This is a genomic window from Pseudohaliea sp. (assembly GCF_040217025.1).
Taxonomy (GTDB): domain Bacteria; phylum Pseudomonadota; class Gammaproteobacteria; order Pseudomonadales; family Halieaceae; genus Pseudohaliea.
The window spans coordinates 616035-633858 of the sequence record NZ_JAVJOA010000008.1; the positions used below are offsets into that span (position 1 = coordinate 616035).

Here is a 17824-nt window from a genome sequence, read left to right on the forward strand (position 1 = left end):
GCCGGGACCCGAGATGCGCCCCGGGGGGGCGGAATCGGCGTGACATGTTGCCGAGTTTGCACGAGGGGGTCAATAGCCCCCCTGACCGGGGGCGCGGTAGCGGAGACGGCGAAGGGGAAGCACCGGTGCGCTGTACACACCCGGTGCCGTTGCCCCTGCGTTGCCTGTAAACTGCGGGGCTTTCCGGGCCGGCCTTGCGGGGAACCATGCTGGAGAGCTTTCTGATAGCCATGGGCAGCTACGGCCGGTGCTACCTGCACAGCGCCTGGCCCGGGCGCCATCCGGCGGCGCCGCTCCGGCCGCGGCGGCTGCTCTTCCTGCTTCTCTTTCCCCTCTTCCTGCTGGTTCAGCTCGGGCACTGGCTGGCCCTGGCCCTGGACGAGATCCTCTATCCGGACTACCGCCAGCAGCCCGTCCGGGCGCCGGTGTTCATCACCGGCATACCGCGCAGCGGCACCACCTACCTGCACCGGCTGCTCGCGGCCGGCGGCGCGTTTACCACGGTGCGCACCTGGGAGGCGCTGCTCGCCCCGGCGATCTGCCAGCGCCGGGCCCTGCGCGCGCTCGCCCGCCTGGACCGTCGCCTGGGTGCCCCGCTGCAGCGAATCACCCAGGCCGCGATCGCCCGTGGCAGCGGCGACTTCGCGAGCGTGCACGCGGTCGGCCTTCACGATGCCGAGGAGGACTATCTCTGCCTGCTGCCGGCCGCCGGCTGCTTCCTCCTGCTCATGGCCTTTCCCTTCGACCGGGAGCTGGAGCAACTGGGCACCCTCGGGACGCTGCCGCCGCGGCGCCGCCGCGCCCTGCTCGCTTTCTACCACCGGGTCATCCAGCGCCACTGCTACAGCCACCCGGGGGAGCGATTCCTGTCGAAGAATGCGGCCTTCGCCAGCTGGCCGCCCTACCTCGCCGAGCGCTACCCGGACGCGACCTTCCTGCTCTGCGTGCGCCGCCCGAGCACGGCGCTCGCCTCGCAGCTCAGCGCCCTCGAGCCGGCCCGCCGCCTGTTCGGTACAGACCCCGGTGGCGAGCACACGACAGCGCGCTTCCGCCGTCTCTACGCGGCCTTCCTCGACGACCTCGCGGGCTTCGCCGCGGCGCAGCCGGGCCGGGTGCGGGTTATCGAGCAGGCGGACCTGCGCAGGGCGCCGGCAGCGGTCGGCAGGGCGCTCGCAGCATGGCTCGCCATTCCGCCGCCCCCGCTGCCGCCGGCAGGGCCGGCCGGCCGGCACCGCTACGACGCGGACAGCTTCGGGCTGTCGACCAAAGCGGTGGACGAGGAGCTCGGCGCGCCCTACGCCGCCCTGCTCGCCAGCGAGGCGCGGCTGGCGGTGGCTGCGTGAACATCGTCCCCGCCACCCGCCCGGCGGACGCCTGCGAACAGCCGCTGCGTGTCGCCTTTTTCTCCGATGCGTTCCCGGAACGCAACGGCACCGGTGCCTACTACCACGACCTGCTGCCCCAGCTCGCCGCCCGGCTGGACAGCCTCGCCATGTTCCAGCCGAGCGACCGGCCGCCCCGTCCGCTCCTTTCCATCGCCATGCCCGGCGATCCCAACCAGCGCCTCGAGGGGCCGCCCCTGCGGCGCATCGGCCGCCACATGGGCGAGCTCCAGCCGGATGTCGTGGTGGTGGTCACCCCGGGGCTCTACGGCCTCCTGGGGGCCTGGTACGCGCGGCGGCGCAGGCTGCCCCTGGTCGCGGCCTTCCACACGGATTTCGAGCGCCTCGCCCGGCTCTACTGGCCGCCGCTGGCCCGCTGGCTGGTCAACCTCGTGGTCGGCACCGCCAACCGGCTGATCTGCCGCCGCGCCAGCCGCGTGCTGATCAACAACGCCGGCCTCACCGACGCGGTACGCGCCTACGGCGCCGACCGCGTGCAGGTCGTCGGTACCCCGCTGCCCCTCGAATTCCTCGAGCGGCCGCGGCGCGCCATCCCCGGACGGCTGGCGCGGGTGTGCTTCGCCGGCCGCCTCGCGCCGGAAAAGAACGTGGACCTGGTGATCGAAGCGGCGCGGGACCTGCCGGCCGTGGAATTCGTCATCGGCGGCGAGGGACCGCTGCGCCAGGCGCTGGAGACGCAGGCCGCCGGCCTTGCCAACGTCCGCTTCACCGGCTGGCTCGACCGCTCCGCGCTCATCGATCTCATCGACAGCTCGAGCCTGCTGCTCCTGCCCTCCCGCTTCGAGACCTTCGGTTCCATCGCCCTGGAGGCCATGGCCCGGGGGCGGCCCGCGCTGGTGTCGACGGCGGCGGGCATCCACGACTGGCCCTCCTTGCGCCCCGGCCTGGTGCCCTTCACCCCCGGTGAGAGCCTTGCAGACTGCCTGCGATCGCTGCAGGCTTACGGACCCGGGCGCTGGGAGCTGCTGGAGCGCCAGTGCCGGGCGGCCGCGGCAGACCTGAACGGCGCAACCATCGCCGAGTGGCACAAGCTGCTGCAGGCCGTGGCGGTAACTGAACGCAGGGAGCCAGCATGAGACCGACGGCCCTCGTATCCGTCCATGACGTGATGCCGGACACGCTCCCGGCCGTGCAGGGCTGCCTCGCGCTCCTCGCCCAGTTCGGGATCACCCGGGCCGCACTGCTGGTGGTGCCCGGGGCCGGCTGGGACGATGCCGGGGTCGCCGTACTGCGCGAGCTCGCGGACGCCGGCCACGAGCTGGTCGCGCATGGCTGGGTGCACCGCACGGCTCCGCGTTCCGCCTGGCACCGCACGCACGCGGCGCTCCTTTCGCGCAACGTCGCCGAGCACCTCGCCCTCGACCGCAGCGGCGCCATCGCCCTCACCCGGCGCAGCCGCAACTGGTTTGCCGACCGCGACCTGCCGGAACCGCGAACCTATATCCCCCCGGCCTGGGCCCTCGGGCGCCTGCGCGGCAGCGCGCTCCGGGAACAGCCCTTCCCGGTGCTCGAATCCCTGCGCGGTGTCCACCTGCGCGACGCGGCCGGCGCGTTCCGCTTCGTGTCCCTGCCGCTGGTCGGCTTCGAGGCGGATACGCGGCTGCGCGCCGAGGTCCTCGGCAAGTGGAACCGGCTGCAGCTGCGCCAGGCACGCCGCCGCGGGCGCCCGCTGCGCATCGCCGTGCACCCGCGGGACCCGGAGCTGCAGCTGGGCCAGCAGCTGCGCGCCATCCTCGGCCTCGGCTGGACACCGATCAGCTACGCCTCTCTCTGCCCCGTGCAGGGCACCGCCGCGCTGTGCGCCTGAGCCGCTTCGGCGAGAAATTCGCCGGCCGTTCCGGCGTCGTCGACCTCATGACCGACCTCGGCGAGGCCCTGCGCGCCGACCCGGACCTCGTGTTCATGGGCGGCGGCAACCCGGCGCGCGTCCCGGCGGCCGAGACGGCGTTTCGGGCCGCCCTGGAAGCGCTGCTGGCGGACCCGGGCGAGTGGCAGCGCCTCGCCGGCGCCTACCAGTCACCGCAGGGCGACCCGGCCTTTCGCGAGGCGCTCGCGCGCTACCTGCAGGCCCGCTACGGCTGGGACGTGGGGCCCGGGCACATTGCCGTGGCCAACGGCAGCCAGTCTGCCTACTTCATTCTCTACAATCTCTTCGCCGGCGCGATGCCCGATGGCGGCCAGCGGCGCATCCACCTGCCCCTGGTGCCCGAGTACATCGGTTACGCCGATGCGGGCCTGGCGCCGGATTTCTTTTCCGCGACCGCGCCGGCCATCGAGCGGCTGCCGGACCGGCAGTTCCGCTACCACGTCGACTTCGAGCGGCTGGTCGTGGACGACGAGGTGGGCGCGCTCTGCGTCTCGCGGCCGACCAATCCCACCGGGAATGTCCTCGGCCCCGACGAACTGGCCCGCCTCGGGGCCCTTGCGCGCGAGGCGGACATCCCGCTGATCGTCGACGGCGCCTACGGTGAACCCTTCCCGGGGATCACCTTCGCCGACGCCGCGCCGCACTGGGACGAGCACACGGTGCTGACCCTGAGCCTCTCCAAGCTCGGGCTGCCGGGGGTGCGTACCGGGATCGTGATCGCCGCCGAGCCGGTCATCCAGGCCTTCGCCAGCGCCAGCACGATCATCAGCCTGGCCGCCGGCAACCTCGGCCCGGTGCTGGCGACCCGCCTGCTCGAGGACGGCACCCTGGACCGGCTCGGCAGCGAGGTACTGCGCCCCTTCTACCGCGACCGCCGCGAGGAGACCCTCGCCGGGCTGCACCGCGAACTCCAGGGCATCCCCTGGCAGGTGCACCGGCCGGACGGGGCCTTCTTCCTCTGGCTCTGGTTCGAGGACCTGCCCGTGCCCGCCAGTGAGCTCTACCGCCGCCTCAAGGCCCGCGGGCTCCTCGCGATCCCCGGCGAGCGCTTTTTCATCGGTCTCGACCCGGCCTGGAACCACGCGCGCCAGTGCCTGCGCCTGTCCTACGCCCAGGACCCGGCCGCCGTGGCCCGCGGGCTGGGCATGCTCGGGGAGGAGCTGCGCGCGCTCTACGACCCCTTGGGCAGCTAGTTTTTGCCCCCCGGGGCGCTTATAATCTCTATTCTTTTCAATCCCTTATCCCCTCTTCCAAAAGGAAGCAGCGAATTCCGGAAGGAAGCAGCAGCAGAATTAGCAGAGGACGCAGCGAAGATGCAGGAGTCAGCCGTGGAACGCGAGTCAATGGAATTCGATGTGGTCATCGTGGGCGCCGGCCCCGCCGGGCTTTCCGCCGCCTGCCGCATCATGCAACTCGCCCAGGCCCACGAGCACGAGGTCACCGTGTGCGTGGTCGAGAAAGGCTCGGAGGTGGGTGCGCACATCCTGTCCGGCGCAGTCCTCGAGCCGCGCGCCCTCGCCGAGCTGTTCCCGGATTGGCAGGACATGGATGCCCCGATCCAGACCGAGGTGACGGAAGACAACTTCTTCTTCTACACCAGCGAAAAAGGCGCCGTGAAGCTGCCGAACTTCGCCATCCCGAAGCCCACGCACAACGAGGGCAACTACATCGTCTCCATGGGTAACGTCTGCCGCTGGCTCGCCCAGCAGGCCGAGAACCTCGGCGTCGAGGTCTACCCCGGCTTCGCCGCGGCAGAAGTCCTCTACCACGAGGACGGCCGCGTGAAGGGTATCGCCACCGGCGACATGGGGATCAGCGCGGAGGGCGAGAAGAAGGACAGCTACATGCCCGGCATGGAGCTCCACGCCCGCTACACGCTCTTCTGCGAGGGCTGCCGCGGCCACCTGGGCAAGCAGCTCATGGAGCGCTTCGACCTCAACGCCGGCCGCGACCCGCAGCACTACGGCATCGGCATCAAGGAGATCTGGGAGATTCCCGCCGAGCAGCACCGGCAGGGCCTGGTCGTCCACGGTCTCGGCTGGCCGCTCAAGGAGAGCGGCTCCTCCGGCGGCGCCTTCATGTACCACGCCGAGAACAACCAGGTGTACCTGGGCTTCATCACGGACCTCAATTACGAGAACCCCCACGTCTCGCCCTACGACGAGTTCCAGCGCTGGAAGCATCACCCAGAGACCCTCAAGTACCTCGAGGGCGGCTCGCGGCTCAGCTACGGTGCCCGCGCCATTACCAAGGGCGGCCTCAATTCACTGCCGCGCATGCACTTTCCCGGCGGCCTGCTCCTCGGCTGCGATGCGGGCACCCTCAACGCGGTGAAGATCAAGGGCAACCACACGGCCATGAAGAGCGGCCTAGTCGCCGCAGAGGCCGTGGTCGAGGCTCTCCTCAAGGGCGACGACGCGCCGGCTGACCTGGCCAGCTTCGAGACGAAGTTCAAGGAGTCCTGGGCCTACGACGAGCTCTACCGCACGCGCAACTTCTCCGGCTTCATGCACAAGTTCGGCTTCCTGCTGGGCTCGGGCATGGTCTGGCTGGACCAGAACATCTTCGGCGGCAAGCTACCGTTCACGCTGAATGACGCGAAGCCCGACCACGCCGCCATGAAGCCGGCGGACCAGTGCCCGAAGATCGACTACCCGAAGCCGGACAACGTCATCAGCTTCGACAAGCTGTCCTCGGTCTTCCTGTCCAACACCAATCACGAGGAAGACCAGCCCTGCCACCTGACGCTGAAGGACCCCGAGGTCCCCATCGGCACCAATCTCCCGCTCTACGACGAGCCGGCGCAGCGCTACTGCCCGGCCGGCGTGTACGAGGTGGTGGAAGAGGCAGGCGGCAGCAAGCGCTTCCAGATCAACGCGCAGAACTGCGTGCACTGCAAGACCTGCGACATCAAGGACCCGTCGCAGAACATCGTCTGGGTGACGCCCGAGGGCTTCGGCGGGCCGAATTACCCGAACATGTAGCCGAGACGGCCCCGCCGTGGCGGGGCCTCAGGCGAGGGGGAACCGCTGGCCGGCGCTGTAGACTACCGATTCGCCGTCCTCCTCGACCGCGAGGTCGACGAGGCGGGGCCAGGCCTTGCGGCTGAACAGCGCGGTCAGCCCGCGCTCGAGGCGCACCACCGCCGCCCCGGCGGCCGCCGGCTCCGTGAACAGCGGGTGATCGGCGTCGATGGCCACCTGCCGTCCCGTATTGCAGCTCGCGAGCAGCGTCACCTCGCCATCCTCCTCGACCGCCTCGACGTCCTCCACGACCAGCGGATGCAGGTCCACGGCGATGCGCCACTTCTCCACCGGCGTCACCAGGTAGTAGGCGCCGTCGCCTTCCCGGCGCAGGATGCTGGCGAACAGCCGCACCAGGGCCTCCCGGCGGATCGGGTCGCCCTCGTGCAGCCAGCTGCCATCGGCGAGGATGCGGATGTCGATGTCGCCGGAGAGGGGCGGATCCCAGTGGTCTACCGGCGGGCCGCCGGGGGCGCGACGCGCGGCCTCGAGCTGCCGCGAAAGGGTGTCGAGGCTGTCACTCATGGGCGGGTCTCCAGGACGGGGGCCGGGCGTGGAAGCAACGCGGGGGGCAGGACGTGCTCGCCGGCCTGAGGAACGCACTGGTCGCTTTCCTCGGCCACAAGCGGCCGCTGCCCGCCTTTCCACTCAGTGATTTTGAGCGCTTGCAGGCGGAAATCCAACCGGGCGACGTGATCCTCGTGGAGGGACGCAGCCGGGTCAGCGACGTGATCGGCTGGGTGACCCAGAGCCCCTGGACCCACGCGGCGCTGTACCTGGGCCCGGCGGCGAGCCTCGCCGAGGCCCCGGAGCTGACCACGCGGCTGGCCACGACGCCCGAAGAACCGTTGCTGATCGAGAGCGAGCTGGGCCAGGGCACGGTGCTGCGGCCCCTCTCCGCCTACCGGGGCGAGCACCTGCGGGTCTGCCGGCCCCGGGGACTGGGGCCCGGCGCGCGGCGCAAGGTGCTCCGCTATGCCCTCGGCCGCCTGGGCACGCCCTACGACGTGCGCCAGATCTTCGACCTGCTGCGCTTCCTGTTCCCCTGGTTCATCATGCCGCGGCGCTGGCGCTCGACGCTGTTCGAGGCCGCCGCAGGCCCCGGCACGCACACCGTCTGCTCCACGATGATCGCCGAGGCCTTCGCCAGCGCCGGCCACCCGATCCTGCCGCTGGTCAAGCGCGTGGAAGACGGCCACCTCGTGCTCTACCGGCGCAACCCGAAGCTCTGCGTGCCCGCGGACTTCGACTATTCACCGTATTTTTCGATCGTGAAGTACCCGGTGCTGGATCTACGCAGCTGGGATCGCGAGGAGCTCGCGGAGGGAACGGCGGCCGCGGCGCTCGGCGCCGAGGAGCAGGGTCTCTACCTGCCGGAGCCGCTGCGCAGCATAGCGGAGGCCAGGCCACCGCCGGACACTCAGTAGACTTCGATATCCGCGTCCGCGCGCAGGGCGCTCTCGAAGGCACCGATGAGAACGCTGCCGTACTCGCCCGCAATGCTGCGGCGCAGCTGCGCCTGGCGCTGCGGGGGCAGCGTTTCGAGGCTGCCAGGCGTTACCCGGGTCAGCTCGACGAGGTAGACGTCGCCCGCCGGGGCGCCGACCAGTTCGCGTACCGGTGCCTCGCCCTCGGGTCGCGGCAGCGTGAAGGCCCGCCGCCCCACCGGTCCCGGCAGCGCGTTCGCCGCGCGCGTCGCGCCCAGCTCCACCTGCCACTCGTAGTCGCCGGCGTTGGCCAGGCTGTCCAGCGTCTCGCCGGCGGCGAGCGCGGCGAGCAGCCGTTCGCCCTCCGCCAGCGCGGCGGCACGCGCCCGCTCGGTGGCGATCCGCGCGGCAATCTGGTCGCGCACGGCCGCCAGCGGCTGCCGCTCCGGCAGGTGGTGGCTGTCGGCATGCACGACCAGGAAACGCTCCGGGGACAGTTCCAGCACGGGGCTGTTATGCCGCTCGACCAGTACTTCCTCGGAGAACAGCGCGCTCTGGACACGCGGATCCGCGAACAGACCGTCGCTCGCCCCGCGGGACACGCCGCTCTCGGTCTCCACGGCCAGGCCTAGCTCGTCGGCCGGGAACGCGAGGTCTTCTGCGTTGAACGCGAGGTCCCGCAATTCCTCCACCACCCGCAGCAGTTCGTCGCGGGCCGCACCCTCACGCAGGCGCTGGGCCAGCTGGCCGCGAACCTCGTCAAAGGTCACCGCCTTGCCCTCGCGGCGGTCCAGCACCTTGATGAGGTGCGTGCCGGCCTCGGTCTCTACGGGCGGGGAAATTTCGCCCACGGCGAGCCCGGTGATGGCCGCTTCCATGGCGTCCGGGAAGGTGTCGCCGGCCGTGTAGCCGAGGTCCCCACCCCCGGCAGCGGAGCCGATGTCGTCAGACAGGCGACCGGCGACGGCGGCGAAGTCCTCGCCCGCGGCGACGGCCTCCTCGGCTCCGGCAACGCGCGCCGCGTAGGCCTCGTCGCTCTCGTCATCGCCCTGGATGAGCAGGATGTGCGCGACACGGGCCTCGGTGGGCACCTGGAAGGTATCGCGGGTGAGCTCGAACTCTTCGCGCAGCGCTTGCTCGCTCACCGGTTCCTCGAAGTCCTCGAGGGTGAGCTCGAGGTAGCTGACGTCGACGGTCTCCGGCGTCATGAACGTGTCCGGGTTGTCTGCGTACCAGGCCTCGATGGCCGCGTCCTCGACGGTGCCGCTGTCGTCGAAGCGGTCCATGGGGATTGCCAGGTAGCGCAGGTCCCGCTTCTCGCCGGCGATGCGCGCCTGCACCTCGAGCTCGGCGGGGGTGGCAAAGTCACTGGCGGCGAGACCGACGCGCAGCTGGTTCGTGACCAGGTCCTCCCGCAGGCTCTCCTTGAACAGCGCCGGCGTGAAACCCGCGGTAGCGAGCACGCTGCGGAACAGGTCCTGGTTGAACTGCCCGCCGACCTGGAACTGTTCCATGCCGCCCACGAGGGCGCCGATGGCCTGCTCCGAGGTGGTCAGCCCGAGCTCGCCGGCGGCCTGCACCAGTAGCTGGCGCTGGATCAGCGTCTCGATGGCCTGCGCCGTGAGCCGGTCCTCGTCGAGGAGCGACGGGTCCGCCTCGTCGCCGAGCATGGCCAGCAGCTGGCGCCGCTGCAGGTTGACCGTCTGCTGCACGTCGTAGGGCGTGATCGTTTCACCATTGACCTCGGCGACACCGCTGTTGCCGCCCCCCAGCAGGATCGACTCGATACCGAAGAGAGCGAAGGACACCACGATGAGGCCGATGATGATCTTGGCCAGCGTGCCCTGGATGTTGGAGCGGATGTTCTGGAGCATGGGTCGTTGCGGTCGCGTTAGTCAGGCGTGGAGTCGGGAGTGACGGGGTCGGATACAAAAAGAGCGCACCCGGTAAGTGCGCTCCCTGTTCCGGGGCCGACAGCCTGGCCCCGGTTGTAGCGGCGGTGGGCGATCAGCTGTTGACCGCGTCCTTGAGCGCCTTGCCGGCCTTGAAGCCCGGCACGTTGGAAGGCGCGATCTGGATCGTGGCGCCCGTTTGCGGGTTGCGGCCCTCGCGACCGGCCCGGTGCTTCACCGTGAAGGTCCCGAAGCCGACCAGGGAAACCTGGTCGCCCTTTTTCAGTGCCTTGGTGATGTTGTCGATGACCGCGTCGAGCGCACGGCCCGCGTCGGACTTGTTGATGTCGGCGTCGGCCGCGATTGCATCGATGAGTTCGGATTTGTTCACTGTGATCCCCTTTGGTAGTGGACGCCATTCCGGCGTGCTGAGCGTTGTTTTATCAGGCCTGGAAAGGCCCGCGCAGGAAGGACGGCAGGTTATACCACGGTCCGCTGCGCGGTCAACTTGGTCCCCGGAGCGACAGCTTCAGGGGGCGCCTCAATGGGTGTTCAGGCGCGCCTCGTCACCCTCCTCGCCATCGCTGCCGGCGGGCTGCCGGTTCGGCGGCGGCGCGAGGTAGTCGTCGTCGCTCAGGGGCTCCGGCGTCTTCTCCAGGGCGATGGCAAGCACTTCGTCAATCCACTTCACGGCGACGATTTCCAGGTCTTCCTTGATCTTGTCGGGCACTTCCTTGAGGTCGCGCTCGTTCTCCCGCGGGATGATCACCGTCTTGATGCCGCCGCGGCGCGCCGCGAGGAGCTTCTCCTTCAGGCCGCCGATAGGCAGCACCTCGCCGCGCAGGGTGATCTCACCGGTCATGGCGACATCGGCCCGCACGGGAATCTGTGTGGCCACGGAGACCAGCGCCGTGGCCATGGCGATCCCCGCACTGGGGCCGTCCTTCGGCGTGGCACCCTCGGGCACGTGGATGTGAAGGTCGTGCGCATCGTGGTAGCGCGCCGGAATGCCGAGGAGCTGGGAGCGGCTGCGCACCACGGTGCTCGCCGCCTGGATCGACTCCTGCATCACGTCACCCAGCGAGCCCGTCTTGACGTAGCGCCCCTTGCCGGCGACCGCCGCCGCCTCGATGGTCAGCAGTTCACCGCCCACCGACGTCCAGGCCAGGCCCGTGACCTGGCCGATCTTGTTCTCCTCCTCGGCCACGCCGTAGTTGAACTTGCGGACCCCGAGCAGGTCCTCGAGGCCCTCGGGGCCGACCTCGGCCTTCGCCTCGGCTTCGCCGAGGGCGATCTTCTTGACCATCTTGCGGCAGACCTTGGCGATTTCCCGCTCCAGCGCGCGCACACCCGCTTCCCGGGTGTAGTAGCGGATGATGTCGATGATCGCCGCTTCACTCAGGGTGATCTCGCCCTTCTTGAGGCCGTTGACCTTCACCTGCTTGGGCAGCAGGTAGCGCAGGGCGATATTGAGCTTCTCGTCCTCCGTGTAGCCCGGGATGCGGATCACTTCCATGCGGTCCAGCAGCGGCGTCGGGATGTTCATGGTGTTCGAGGTGCACACGAACATCACGTCGGACAGGTCGTAGTCCACCTCCAGGTAGTGATCGTTGAAGGCGTGGTTCTGCTCCGGGTCGAGCACCTCGAGCATCGCCGAGGCCGGGTCACCGCGGTGGTCCATGCCCATCTTGTCGATCTCGTCGAGGAGGAACAGCGGGTTGCGCACGCCGGCCTTGGCCATCTTCTGCAGCAGCTTGCCCGGCATGGAACCGATGTAGGTACGGCGGTGGCCGCGGATCTCCGCCTCGTCGCGCACGCCGCCCAGGGCCATGCGCACGAACTTGCGGTTCGTGGCCCGGGCCAGGGACTCGCCGAGGGACGTCTTGCCCACGCCGGGCGGTCCGACCAGGCAGAGCACGGGGCCCTTGATCTTGCGCACGCGCTTTTGCACCGCGAGGTACTCGACGATGCGTTCCTTGACCTCCTCGAGGCCGTAGTGGTCGGCATCGAGAATCTCCTGGGCGCGCTTGAGGTCGTGCTTGACCCGGCTGCGCTTCGACCAGGGCACACTCACCATCCAGTCGAGGTAGCTGCGCACCACGGAGGCCTCGGCGGACATGGGCGACATCATCTTCAGCTTGGACAGCTCGCCGAGGGCCTTCTCGCGCGCCTCTTCGGGCATGCGCGCCTCGTTGATCTTCGCCTCCAGCTCCTCGGCTTCGTTCGGCGCATCGTCCATCTCGCCGAGCTCTTTCTGGATCGCCTTCATCTGCTCGTTGAGGTAGTACTCGCGCTGACTCTTCTCCATCTGCTTCTTGACGCGGCCGCGGATGCGCTTCTCGACCTGGAACAGGTCGATCTCCGCCTCCATGAGCCCCATCAGGTGCTCCAGGCGCGGCTTTACGTCGGCGATCTCGAGGATGCGCTGCTTCTCCTCGAGGTCCACGCCCATGTGCGCGGCAATCGTGTCCGCCAGCCGGCCGGGCTCGTCGATGCCGGACAGGGAGGTCAGCACCTCTGCCGGTACCTTCTTGCTGAGGTTCACGTACTTCTCGAACTGGCTGGAGGTCGAGCGCACCAGCCCCTCGGCCTCGCTCTCGTCGGGCTCTGCGCCCTCGATCTCGCGCACGTCGGCAACGGCGTAGGCGCCCTCGTCATCCACGGACTCGACGGCGGCACGGTACAGCCCTTCCACGAGCACCTTGATGGTGCCGTCGGGCAGCTTGAGCAGCTGGAGGATGTTGGAGACGGTACCGACCTGGTAGATATCGTCGGCACCCGGGTTGTCCTCGGCGGCGTTGCGCTGGGCGACCAGCAGCACCTGCTTGTCGCCGTTCATGGCGGTTTCGAGCGCATCGATGGATTTCTGCCGGCCCACGAACAGCGGCAGTACCATGTGCGGGTACACCACGACGTCGCGCAGGGGAAGCAGGGGTAGCTGCAAGGCGTTTACATCGCCCATAGGTCTCTCCGGGTCAGTCACCTGTAATGGTCAATGTTGGGGCGCGGGGGCGACTTTACAAGCCCCGGCACCTGTCGCCGGAATGCCGGTGACCCGGCCCCGGGAACGGGCGGAAGACCGTCAGTCGTCCGGCGACGCGGCGCGGGCGGGCTCGCTGTTCTGGTAGACCAGCAGCGGCTCGGAGTCGCCGCGGATGACGGACTCGTCGATCACGACCTTGGCCACGTCGTCCCGGGACGGGATGTTGTACATGGAATCGAGCAGCACGCTCTCGAGGATGGAGCGCAGGCCACGGGCGCCGGTCTTGCGCTCCATGGCCCGCTCGGCGACCGCGCGCAGGCCGTCCTCGCGGAAGTCGACCTCGACCCCCTCCATCTCGAACAGCTTGGAATACTGCTTGGTCAGCGAGTTCTTCGGCTCCGTGAGGATCTTCACCAGCGCCGCCACGTCCAGTTCCTCGAGGGTCGCTATCACCGGGAGGCGACCGACGAACTCGGGGATCAGCCCGTACTGCACGAGGTCCTCGGGCTCGAGCTCGAACAGCAGCTCGCCGACGTTGCGGTTCTCGTCCTTGCTCTTGACCTCGGCGGAGAAGCCGATGCCGCCCTTCTCGGAGCGGTTGCGGATCACCTTGTCGAGGCCGGCGAAAGCGCCGCCGCAGATGAACAGGATGTTCGAGGTATCGACCTGCAGGAACTCCTGCTGCGGGTGCTTGCGGCCGCCCTGGGGCGGCACGGAGGCCACGGTGCCCTCGATGAGCTTGAGCAGCGCCTGCTGGACACCCTCCCCGGACACGTCGCGGGTGATCGAGGGGTTGTCGGACTTACGGGAGATCTTGTCGATCTCGTCGATGTAGACGATGCCCACCTGGGCCTTCTCGACATCGTAGTCGCACTTCTGCAGCAGCTTCTGGATGATGTTCTCGACGTCCTCACCGACGTAGCCCGCCTCCGTGAGCGTGGTGGCATCGGCGATGGTGAAGGGCACATCAAGCAGCCGCGCCAGGGTCTCGGCCAGCAGCGTCTTGCCGGAGCCCGTGGGGCCGACCAGGAGGATGTTGCTCTTGCTGAGCTCGACGTCCTCGCCGCGGCCGCTGCTGCCATAGCGCAGGCGCTTGTAGTGATTATAAACGGCCACCGAGAGCACCTTCTTCGCGCGCTGCTGGCCGATCACATACTCGTCGAGTATGTCGTTGATTTCCCGCGGGGACGGCAGCCGGTCCTGCTTGTCGTCGCCACCGGCTTCCTGGACCTCCTCGCGGATGATGTCGTTGCAGAGGTCCACACATTCGTCGCAGATGAACACGGAGGGGCCCGCAATCAACTTGCGCACCTCGTGCTGGCTCTTGCCGCAGAAGGAACAGTACAGAAGCTTGCCGCTGTCGTCTCCGCTGCCGGAGGATTCCTTGCTCATCTAACCGCCTGTGTATCAGCCTGCTTGCCGGCAGCACCGGGCTGCCTTGAACACGGCTCGCGCCGCGTCTTTCCACCATCCACTATCTATGGCCCAAGGGTGAGGTTTTTTCGGCGCCTTTGCAAGTCGCCGGCCCCCGCGGCCCGGGCGATCAGACCCCTGCGGGGGCGCTTCCGCGGGAGCTGACGACGGTGTCGACCAGGCCGTACTCGCAGCTCTGGGCGGCGTCCATGAACCGGTCCCGCTCCGTATCGCGCTCGATCACCTCGATCGGCTGGCCCGTGTGCTCCGCCATGAGGCGGTTCAGGCGCTCGCGGATGATCAGGATCTCGCGGGCATGGATGTCGATGTCCGTGGCCTGGCCCTGAGCGCCACCGCTGGGCTGGTGGATCATGGTGCGGGCGTTGGGCAGGATGAAACGCTTGCTCTTCGCCCCGCCGCAGAGCAGGAAGGCACCCATGGACGCGGCCTGGCCGACGCACATGGTGCTCACGTCCGGCTTGATGAACTGCATGGTGTCGTAGATCGACAGGCCGGCGGTCACGGAGCCGCCGGGCGAATTGATGTAAAGGTGGACGTCCTTGTCGGGGTTTTCCGACTCGAGGAACAAGAGCTGCGCCACGATGAGGTTCGCCATGTGGTCCTCGATCGGGCCCACGACGAAGATGACGCGCTCCTTGAGCAGCCGGGAAAAGATGTCATAGGAGCGCTCGCCCCGGGACGTCTGCTCCACCACCATCGGCACAAGGCCGAGATTCTGTACCGGGTGCCGTTCGTATCCGCCGGGCTGGTTGGCCATATGCTCACTTCCTCTCGCACGGCGCCCGCCCGAGAGCGGGCGCTGGTTGGCGTCCGCCCCGTGGCGGACGCGGGTTCGGGTTCAGGCGTTGTTCGCCTGCTGGCCGAGGCTGATCGCCTCCTGGTAGCTGCAGGGTGCTTCGCTGACCGAGGCCTGCTCGAGCAGGGACTCGACCGCCTGGTCCTCCAGCACCTTGGATTCTACGGCCTGGAGCTGCTCCTGGTTCCCGTAGTACCAGTTGATGACCTCTTCCGGCTCCTGGTAGGTGGACGCCAGTTCCTCGATTTCACTGCGCACCTTCTCCGGATCCGCTTTGAGTTCGCGGCTGCTGATGAGTTCCGCGAGGAGCAGGCCCAGCTTGACCCGGCGCTCGGCGCGCTCGGCAAACATCTCGTCCGGCAGCAGGGACTTGAGGTCGAGGTTCTCGGCGCTGGCGCCGCCGAACTGCTGGAACATCTGCCGGCGCATGCCGTCGACCTCCTGGGAGACCAGGGCCTGCGGGACCTCGAGGTCGGCATGGGCCTCGAGCAGCGCATCCATGACCTGCTGCTTGACCCGCGCCTGGATCGCGTTGCGCAATTCCCGTTCCATGTTCGCGGCCACTTCCGCGCGGAAGGCCGCCTCGTCGTCCCCCTCGACGCCATAGGCCGCGAAGAGCTTTTCGTCCAGCGGGGCGAGTTCCAGCTCGCTGACGCTGTTCATCCTGACCGCGAACTCGACGGCAGCGCCCTGCAGGCTCTCTTCCTGGTAGTCCTCGGGGAAGGTCAGGGCCAGGGTCTTCTCCTCGCCCGCGCTCATGCCGACGATACCGTCCTCGAAGCCCGGAATCATGCGGCCGGACCCCAGCTCGAGTTCCGTGCCCTCGGCGCTGCCGCCCTCGAAGGGCTCGCCGTCGCGGGTGCCGGTGAAGTCGATGTTGACCTTGTCGCCTTCCTGCGCGGCCCGCTCCACGACTTCCCAGCTGCCCTGCTGGCGGCGGAACACGTCGATGATGTTGTCCACGTCCTCGTCCGAAACACTCGCCGCGGGCTTCTCGACGGTGAAGCCGCTCACGTCCTTGAGGGCCACTTCCGGAAAGACTTCGAAGGTCGCGACGTACTCGAGGTCCTTGCCGGCCTCGAGATTGCGCGGCTCGATGGTGGGCTGGCCGGCCGGGCGCAGGTTCTCCTGCATGACCGCGTCCTGGAAGCTCTGGCTCATGACCTCGCCGAGCACCTCCTGGCGGACACCGGCACCGAAGCGCTGGCGCATGACCCGCATCGGCACCTTGCCGGGCCGGAACCCCGGCAGCCGCACGTTCTTCTTGGCCTGCTGCAGCCGGTTGTCGACTTCCTGGTCAACCCGCTCCGCGGGCACACCGACCGTCAGCCGCCGCTCTAGGCCGGAAGTCGTTTCAATGGAAACCTGCATGGTCTGTCCTCACAGTGATTGCCGGCGGCGCCCGGCGCCGCACGCTGTCATACTCCGGCCCGCGGGCCGCTTGCACCTGGTGCGGAAGGAGAGACTCGAACTCTCACGCCGTTTAAGGCACTGGAACCTAAATCCAGCGCGTCTACCAGTTCCGCCACTTCCGCCTGAACTCGTGTCTGTACACGCCCAGCGCCCGCCAGGCACAACGGCAATCGCGTCCTCATCTGGACCCAAGTCCATGAAAATCAAGCGGATTTCGGTCGTATTGGCTGGCTGGCGGGCTCGCTTCAAGGCGCGAGATTCTGCCACAAGCCCCCTACCCGTTCAACTGGCCCCTGGTGCCCTTTACAGCGTGTCGTGAAAGGGCTGCCGTGAAACGGCTGTCAGGTAACGGCTCAGTCCGTGAGGCAGTCCGGGTCGAAGGACCAGGCACCATCCAGCCAGGCCAGCAGTTCCCGCGCCGCGGCACCGCCGAGTGCAGCGTAGCGTTCGCGCAGCCGCGCCTCCTCGTGCCGCTCGAGGGCGTCCCGGGGCCGCTGCTCCAGGAAGGCGGCGTCCTCGGACAGCGCCCCGGCGACAGCGGGGCCCAGGCGCTCAGCCAGCCAGTCCGCCGCGCTGGGCAGGCGGCCGTGCAGCTCGGCGAGGCCGGCCAGCGCCGGCAGCGACAGGACGGGCTGGTTCATGGCGTTGCAGAGGTGGCCGGCGCAGGCGCCGTCGAGGGCCCCTCCCCGGTCCGGGGGCGGCCGAAGGTAGAGGTGCAGGGAACGCTTCGCGCCGTCGTTGACCGGCCAGTTGTCCCAGAGCGTCACCGGGCGGCCGAAGGCGGCCGCGGCGTCGACGACGTCGCCCCCGCTGATCGAAGGCGCGCAGACTGTGCGGCCGGTCCAGAAAATGCCCGCGCGCGGCGGCAGCGCGGCCCCCAGGGCCTCGCGGTAACCGGCCGGGCGCTGGCCGAAGACGCGATCGAGGACCGGGTCGTCGCTGTAATAGGTCGGGCAGACCAGCAGGCGCTCCGCCCCGCTCCAGGCCGCCACGTCCGCCACGATCTCGGCCTGCCGGGCTGCGAGCTCCGCGGTGTCTCCCGGCATGTCATCGAAAAGCACGGCCAGGAACGCGGCCCCCAGGTCGTCGAGCTGGTGGATTCGCGCCTGCAGGGCGCGGCGCGCAGCGCGGCCGTAGTCCGCGTAGAGCCGGAACGGCGACAGGCCGAGGCCGAAGGCCAGGCCCACAGCCTGGCAGTGCCTCGAGAGCTGCGCCAGCGACGCGGCCTCCGCCGCCGGCCACGGTTCCGCCCAGCCCCGACGCAGGTGCGCGTCCGCCTTCGGCGCGTAGAGATAGGCGTCGAGGCCGAGCTCGGCGAGATCGGTGACGAACTGCAGCCGCTCCGCCGCCGACCAGGGACGGCCATAGAATCCCTCGATGGCCCCGGTCAGGCGCGCAGGTACGGCGTTAGCAGGCATGGGGATTGGCAGGCTCTGTAGTTATAACAAAATGAACTAAATATTCCCCCAAAGGGGCATGGAAAATTGTCACGTTTGAGCGATACTTGTTCTGTGGTCCCATTTCCTCGCAGGAATGTGTGGTCGCAGGAGCAAACCCAATTGCTCTTTGAAGGAAGAAATTCCTTT

The 17824-nt window shown here is 68.7% G+C and carries 14 protein-coding genes and 1 tRNA gene; 6 read left to right on the top strand and 9 right to left on the bottom strand.

The features are described from left to right. Positions 1-206 precede the first annotated feature (206 nt). The 5 genes from RKE50_RS07010 to RKE50_RS07030 all read left to right on the top strand — a co-directional run bounded on the left by RKE50_RS07010 (position 207) and on the right by RKE50_RS07030 (position 6254). Entirely contained in the window at positions 207-1343 is a 1137-nt protein-coding gene (locus tag RKE50_RS07010) for a sulfotransferase (protein WP_350035457.1), read from the top strand. Then, positions 1340-2479: a glycosyltransferase gene (locus tag RKE50_RS07015; protein WP_350035458.1), complete on the top strand. Its 1140-nt coding sequence runs from the start codon at positions 1340-1342 to the stop codon at positions 2477-2479. The genes RKE50_RS07010 and RKE50_RS07015 overlap by 4 nt, the downstream gene beginning before the upstream one ends. Further along, on the top strand, positions 2476-3210 hold the full coding sequence (locus RKE50_RS07020) for a DUF2334 domain-containing protein (protein ID WP_350035460.1): 735 nt from the start codon (positions 2476-2478) through the stop codon (positions 3208-3210). The genes RKE50_RS07015 and RKE50_RS07020 overlap by 4 nt, the downstream gene beginning before the upstream one ends. Then, complete coding sequence (locus tag RKE50_RS07025) at positions 3201-4463, top strand: valine--pyruvate transaminase (RefSeq protein WP_350035461.1); 1263 nt, start codon at positions 3201-3203, stop codon at positions 4461-4463. Before RKE50_RS07020 ends, RKE50_RS07025 begins: the two co-directional genes overlap by 10 nt. A gap of 135 nt (positions 4464-4598) precedes the next feature. After that, positions 4599-6254, top strand: coding sequence for an electron transfer flavoprotein-ubiquinone oxidoreductase (locus RKE50_RS07030; RefSeq protein ID WP_350035462.1), 1656 nt, complete (start codon positions 4599-4601; stop codon positions 6252-6254). A gap of 27 nt (positions 6255-6281) precedes the next feature. Here RKE50_RS07030 and RKE50_RS07035 read toward each other — a convergent pair whose 3' ends face one another. Then, positions 6282-6818: a DUF1285 domain-containing protein gene (locus RKE50_RS07035; protein WP_350035463.1), complete on the bottom strand. Its 537-nt coding sequence runs from the start codon at positions 6816-6818 to the stop codon at positions 6282-6284. Positions 6819-6871: 53 nt separating this feature from the next. On the opposite strand from RKE50_RS07035, the gene RKE50_RS07040 reads away from it, so the two are divergent. Beyond that, positions 6872-7720 carry a C40 family peptidase gene (locus tag RKE50_RS07040; RefSeq protein WP_350035464.1) on the top strand — a complete coding sequence of 283 codons (849 nt, stop codon included), beginning with the start codon at positions 6872-6874 and terminating at the stop codon, positions 7718-7720. Here the strand turns inward: RKE50_RS07040 and RKE50_RS07045 are convergent. The 8 genes from RKE50_RS07045 to RKE50_RS07080 form a co-directional block, all read right to left on the bottom strand. After that, positions 7714-9594, bottom strand: a complete 1881-nt coding sequence (locus RKE50_RS07045) for a SurA N-terminal domain-containing protein (protein WP_350035466.1) — start codon at positions 9592-9594, stop codon at positions 7714-7716. The genes RKE50_RS07040 and RKE50_RS07045 overlap by 7 nt on opposite strands. Positions 9595-9727: 133 nt before the next feature. Next, complete coding sequence (gene hbs, locus RKE50_RS07050) at positions 9728-10003, bottom strand: non-specific DNA-binding protein Hbs (protein WP_350035467.1); 276 nt, start codon at positions 10001-10003, stop codon at positions 9728-9730. Positions 10004-10153: 150 nt separating this feature from the next. Continuing rightward, positions 10154-12574, bottom strand: a complete 2421-nt coding sequence (gene lon, locus RKE50_RS07055) for an endopeptidase La (RefSeq protein WP_350035468.1) — start codon at positions 12572-12574, stop codon at positions 10154-10156. A 120-nt stretch (positions 12575-12694) separates the two neighbouring features. After that, positions 12695-13987: an ATP-dependent Clp protease ATP-binding subunit ClpX gene (gene clpX, locus RKE50_RS07060; RefSeq protein ID WP_350035469.1), complete on the bottom strand. Its 1293-nt coding sequence runs from the start codon at positions 13985-13987 to the stop codon at positions 12695-12697. Between the two features lie 151 nt (positions 13988-14138). Next, positions 14139-14786, bottom strand: a complete 648-nt coding sequence (clpP, locus tag RKE50_RS07065; protein WP_350035470.1) for an ATP-dependent Clp endopeptidase proteolytic subunit ClpP — start codon at positions 14784-14786, stop codon at positions 14139-14141. Positions 14787-14867: 81 nt separating this feature from the next. After that, entirely contained in the window at positions 14868-16196 is a 1329-nt protein-coding gene (gene tig / locus RKE50_RS07070) for a trigger factor (RefSeq protein WP_350035471.1), read from the bottom strand. 77 nt (positions 16197-16273) lie between these two features. Next, positions 16274-16360 (bottom strand) — tRNA-Leu (locus RKE50_RS07075). Between the two features lie 231 nt (positions 16361-16591). Further along, a complete protein-coding gene (locus RKE50_RS07080; protein ID WP_350035473.1) occupies positions 16592-17656 on the bottom strand; it encodes a beta-N-acetylglucosaminidase domain-containing protein in 1065 nt (354 codons plus the stop codon). Between the last annotated feature and the right edge of the window lie 168 nt (positions 17657-17824).

Bases quoted from the DNA above. Each gene is read 5' to 3' on its own strand.
- RKE50_RS07010 (WP_350035457.1), top strand. From the start codon at position 207: ATGCTGGAGAGCTTTCTGATAGCCATGGGCAGCTACGGCCGGTGCTAC.
- RKE50_RS07020 (WP_350035460.1), top strand. From the start codon at position 2,476: ATGAGACCGACGGCCCTCGTATCCGTCCATGACGTGATGCCGGACACG.
- RKE50_RS07035 (WP_350035463.1), bottom strand. From the start codon at position 6,818: ATGAGTGACAGCCTCGACACCCTTTCGCGGCAGCTCGAGGCCGCGCGT.
- RKE50_RS07045 (WP_350035466.1), bottom strand. From the start codon at position 9,594: ATGCTCCAGAACATCCGCTCCAACATCCAGGGCACGCTGGCCAAGATC.
- lon (WP_350035468.1), bottom strand. From the start codon at position 12,574: ATGGGCGATGTAAACGCCTTGCAGCTACCCCTGCTTCCCCTGCGCGAC.
- clpX (WP_350035469.1), bottom strand. From the start codon at position 13,987: ATGAGCAAGGAATCCTCCGGCAGCGGAGACGACAGCGGCAAGCTTCTG.
- clpP (WP_350035470.1), bottom strand. From the start codon at position 14,786: ATGGCCAACCAGCCCGGCGGATACGAACGGCACCCGGTACAGAATCTC.
- tig (WP_350035471.1), bottom strand. From the start codon at position 16,196: ATGCAGGTTTCCATTGAAACGACTTCCGGCCTAGAGCGGCGGCTGACG.
- RKE50_RS07080 (WP_350035473.1), bottom strand. From the start codon at position 17,656: ATGCCTGCTAACGCCGTACCTGCGCGCCTGACCGGGGCCATCGAGGGA.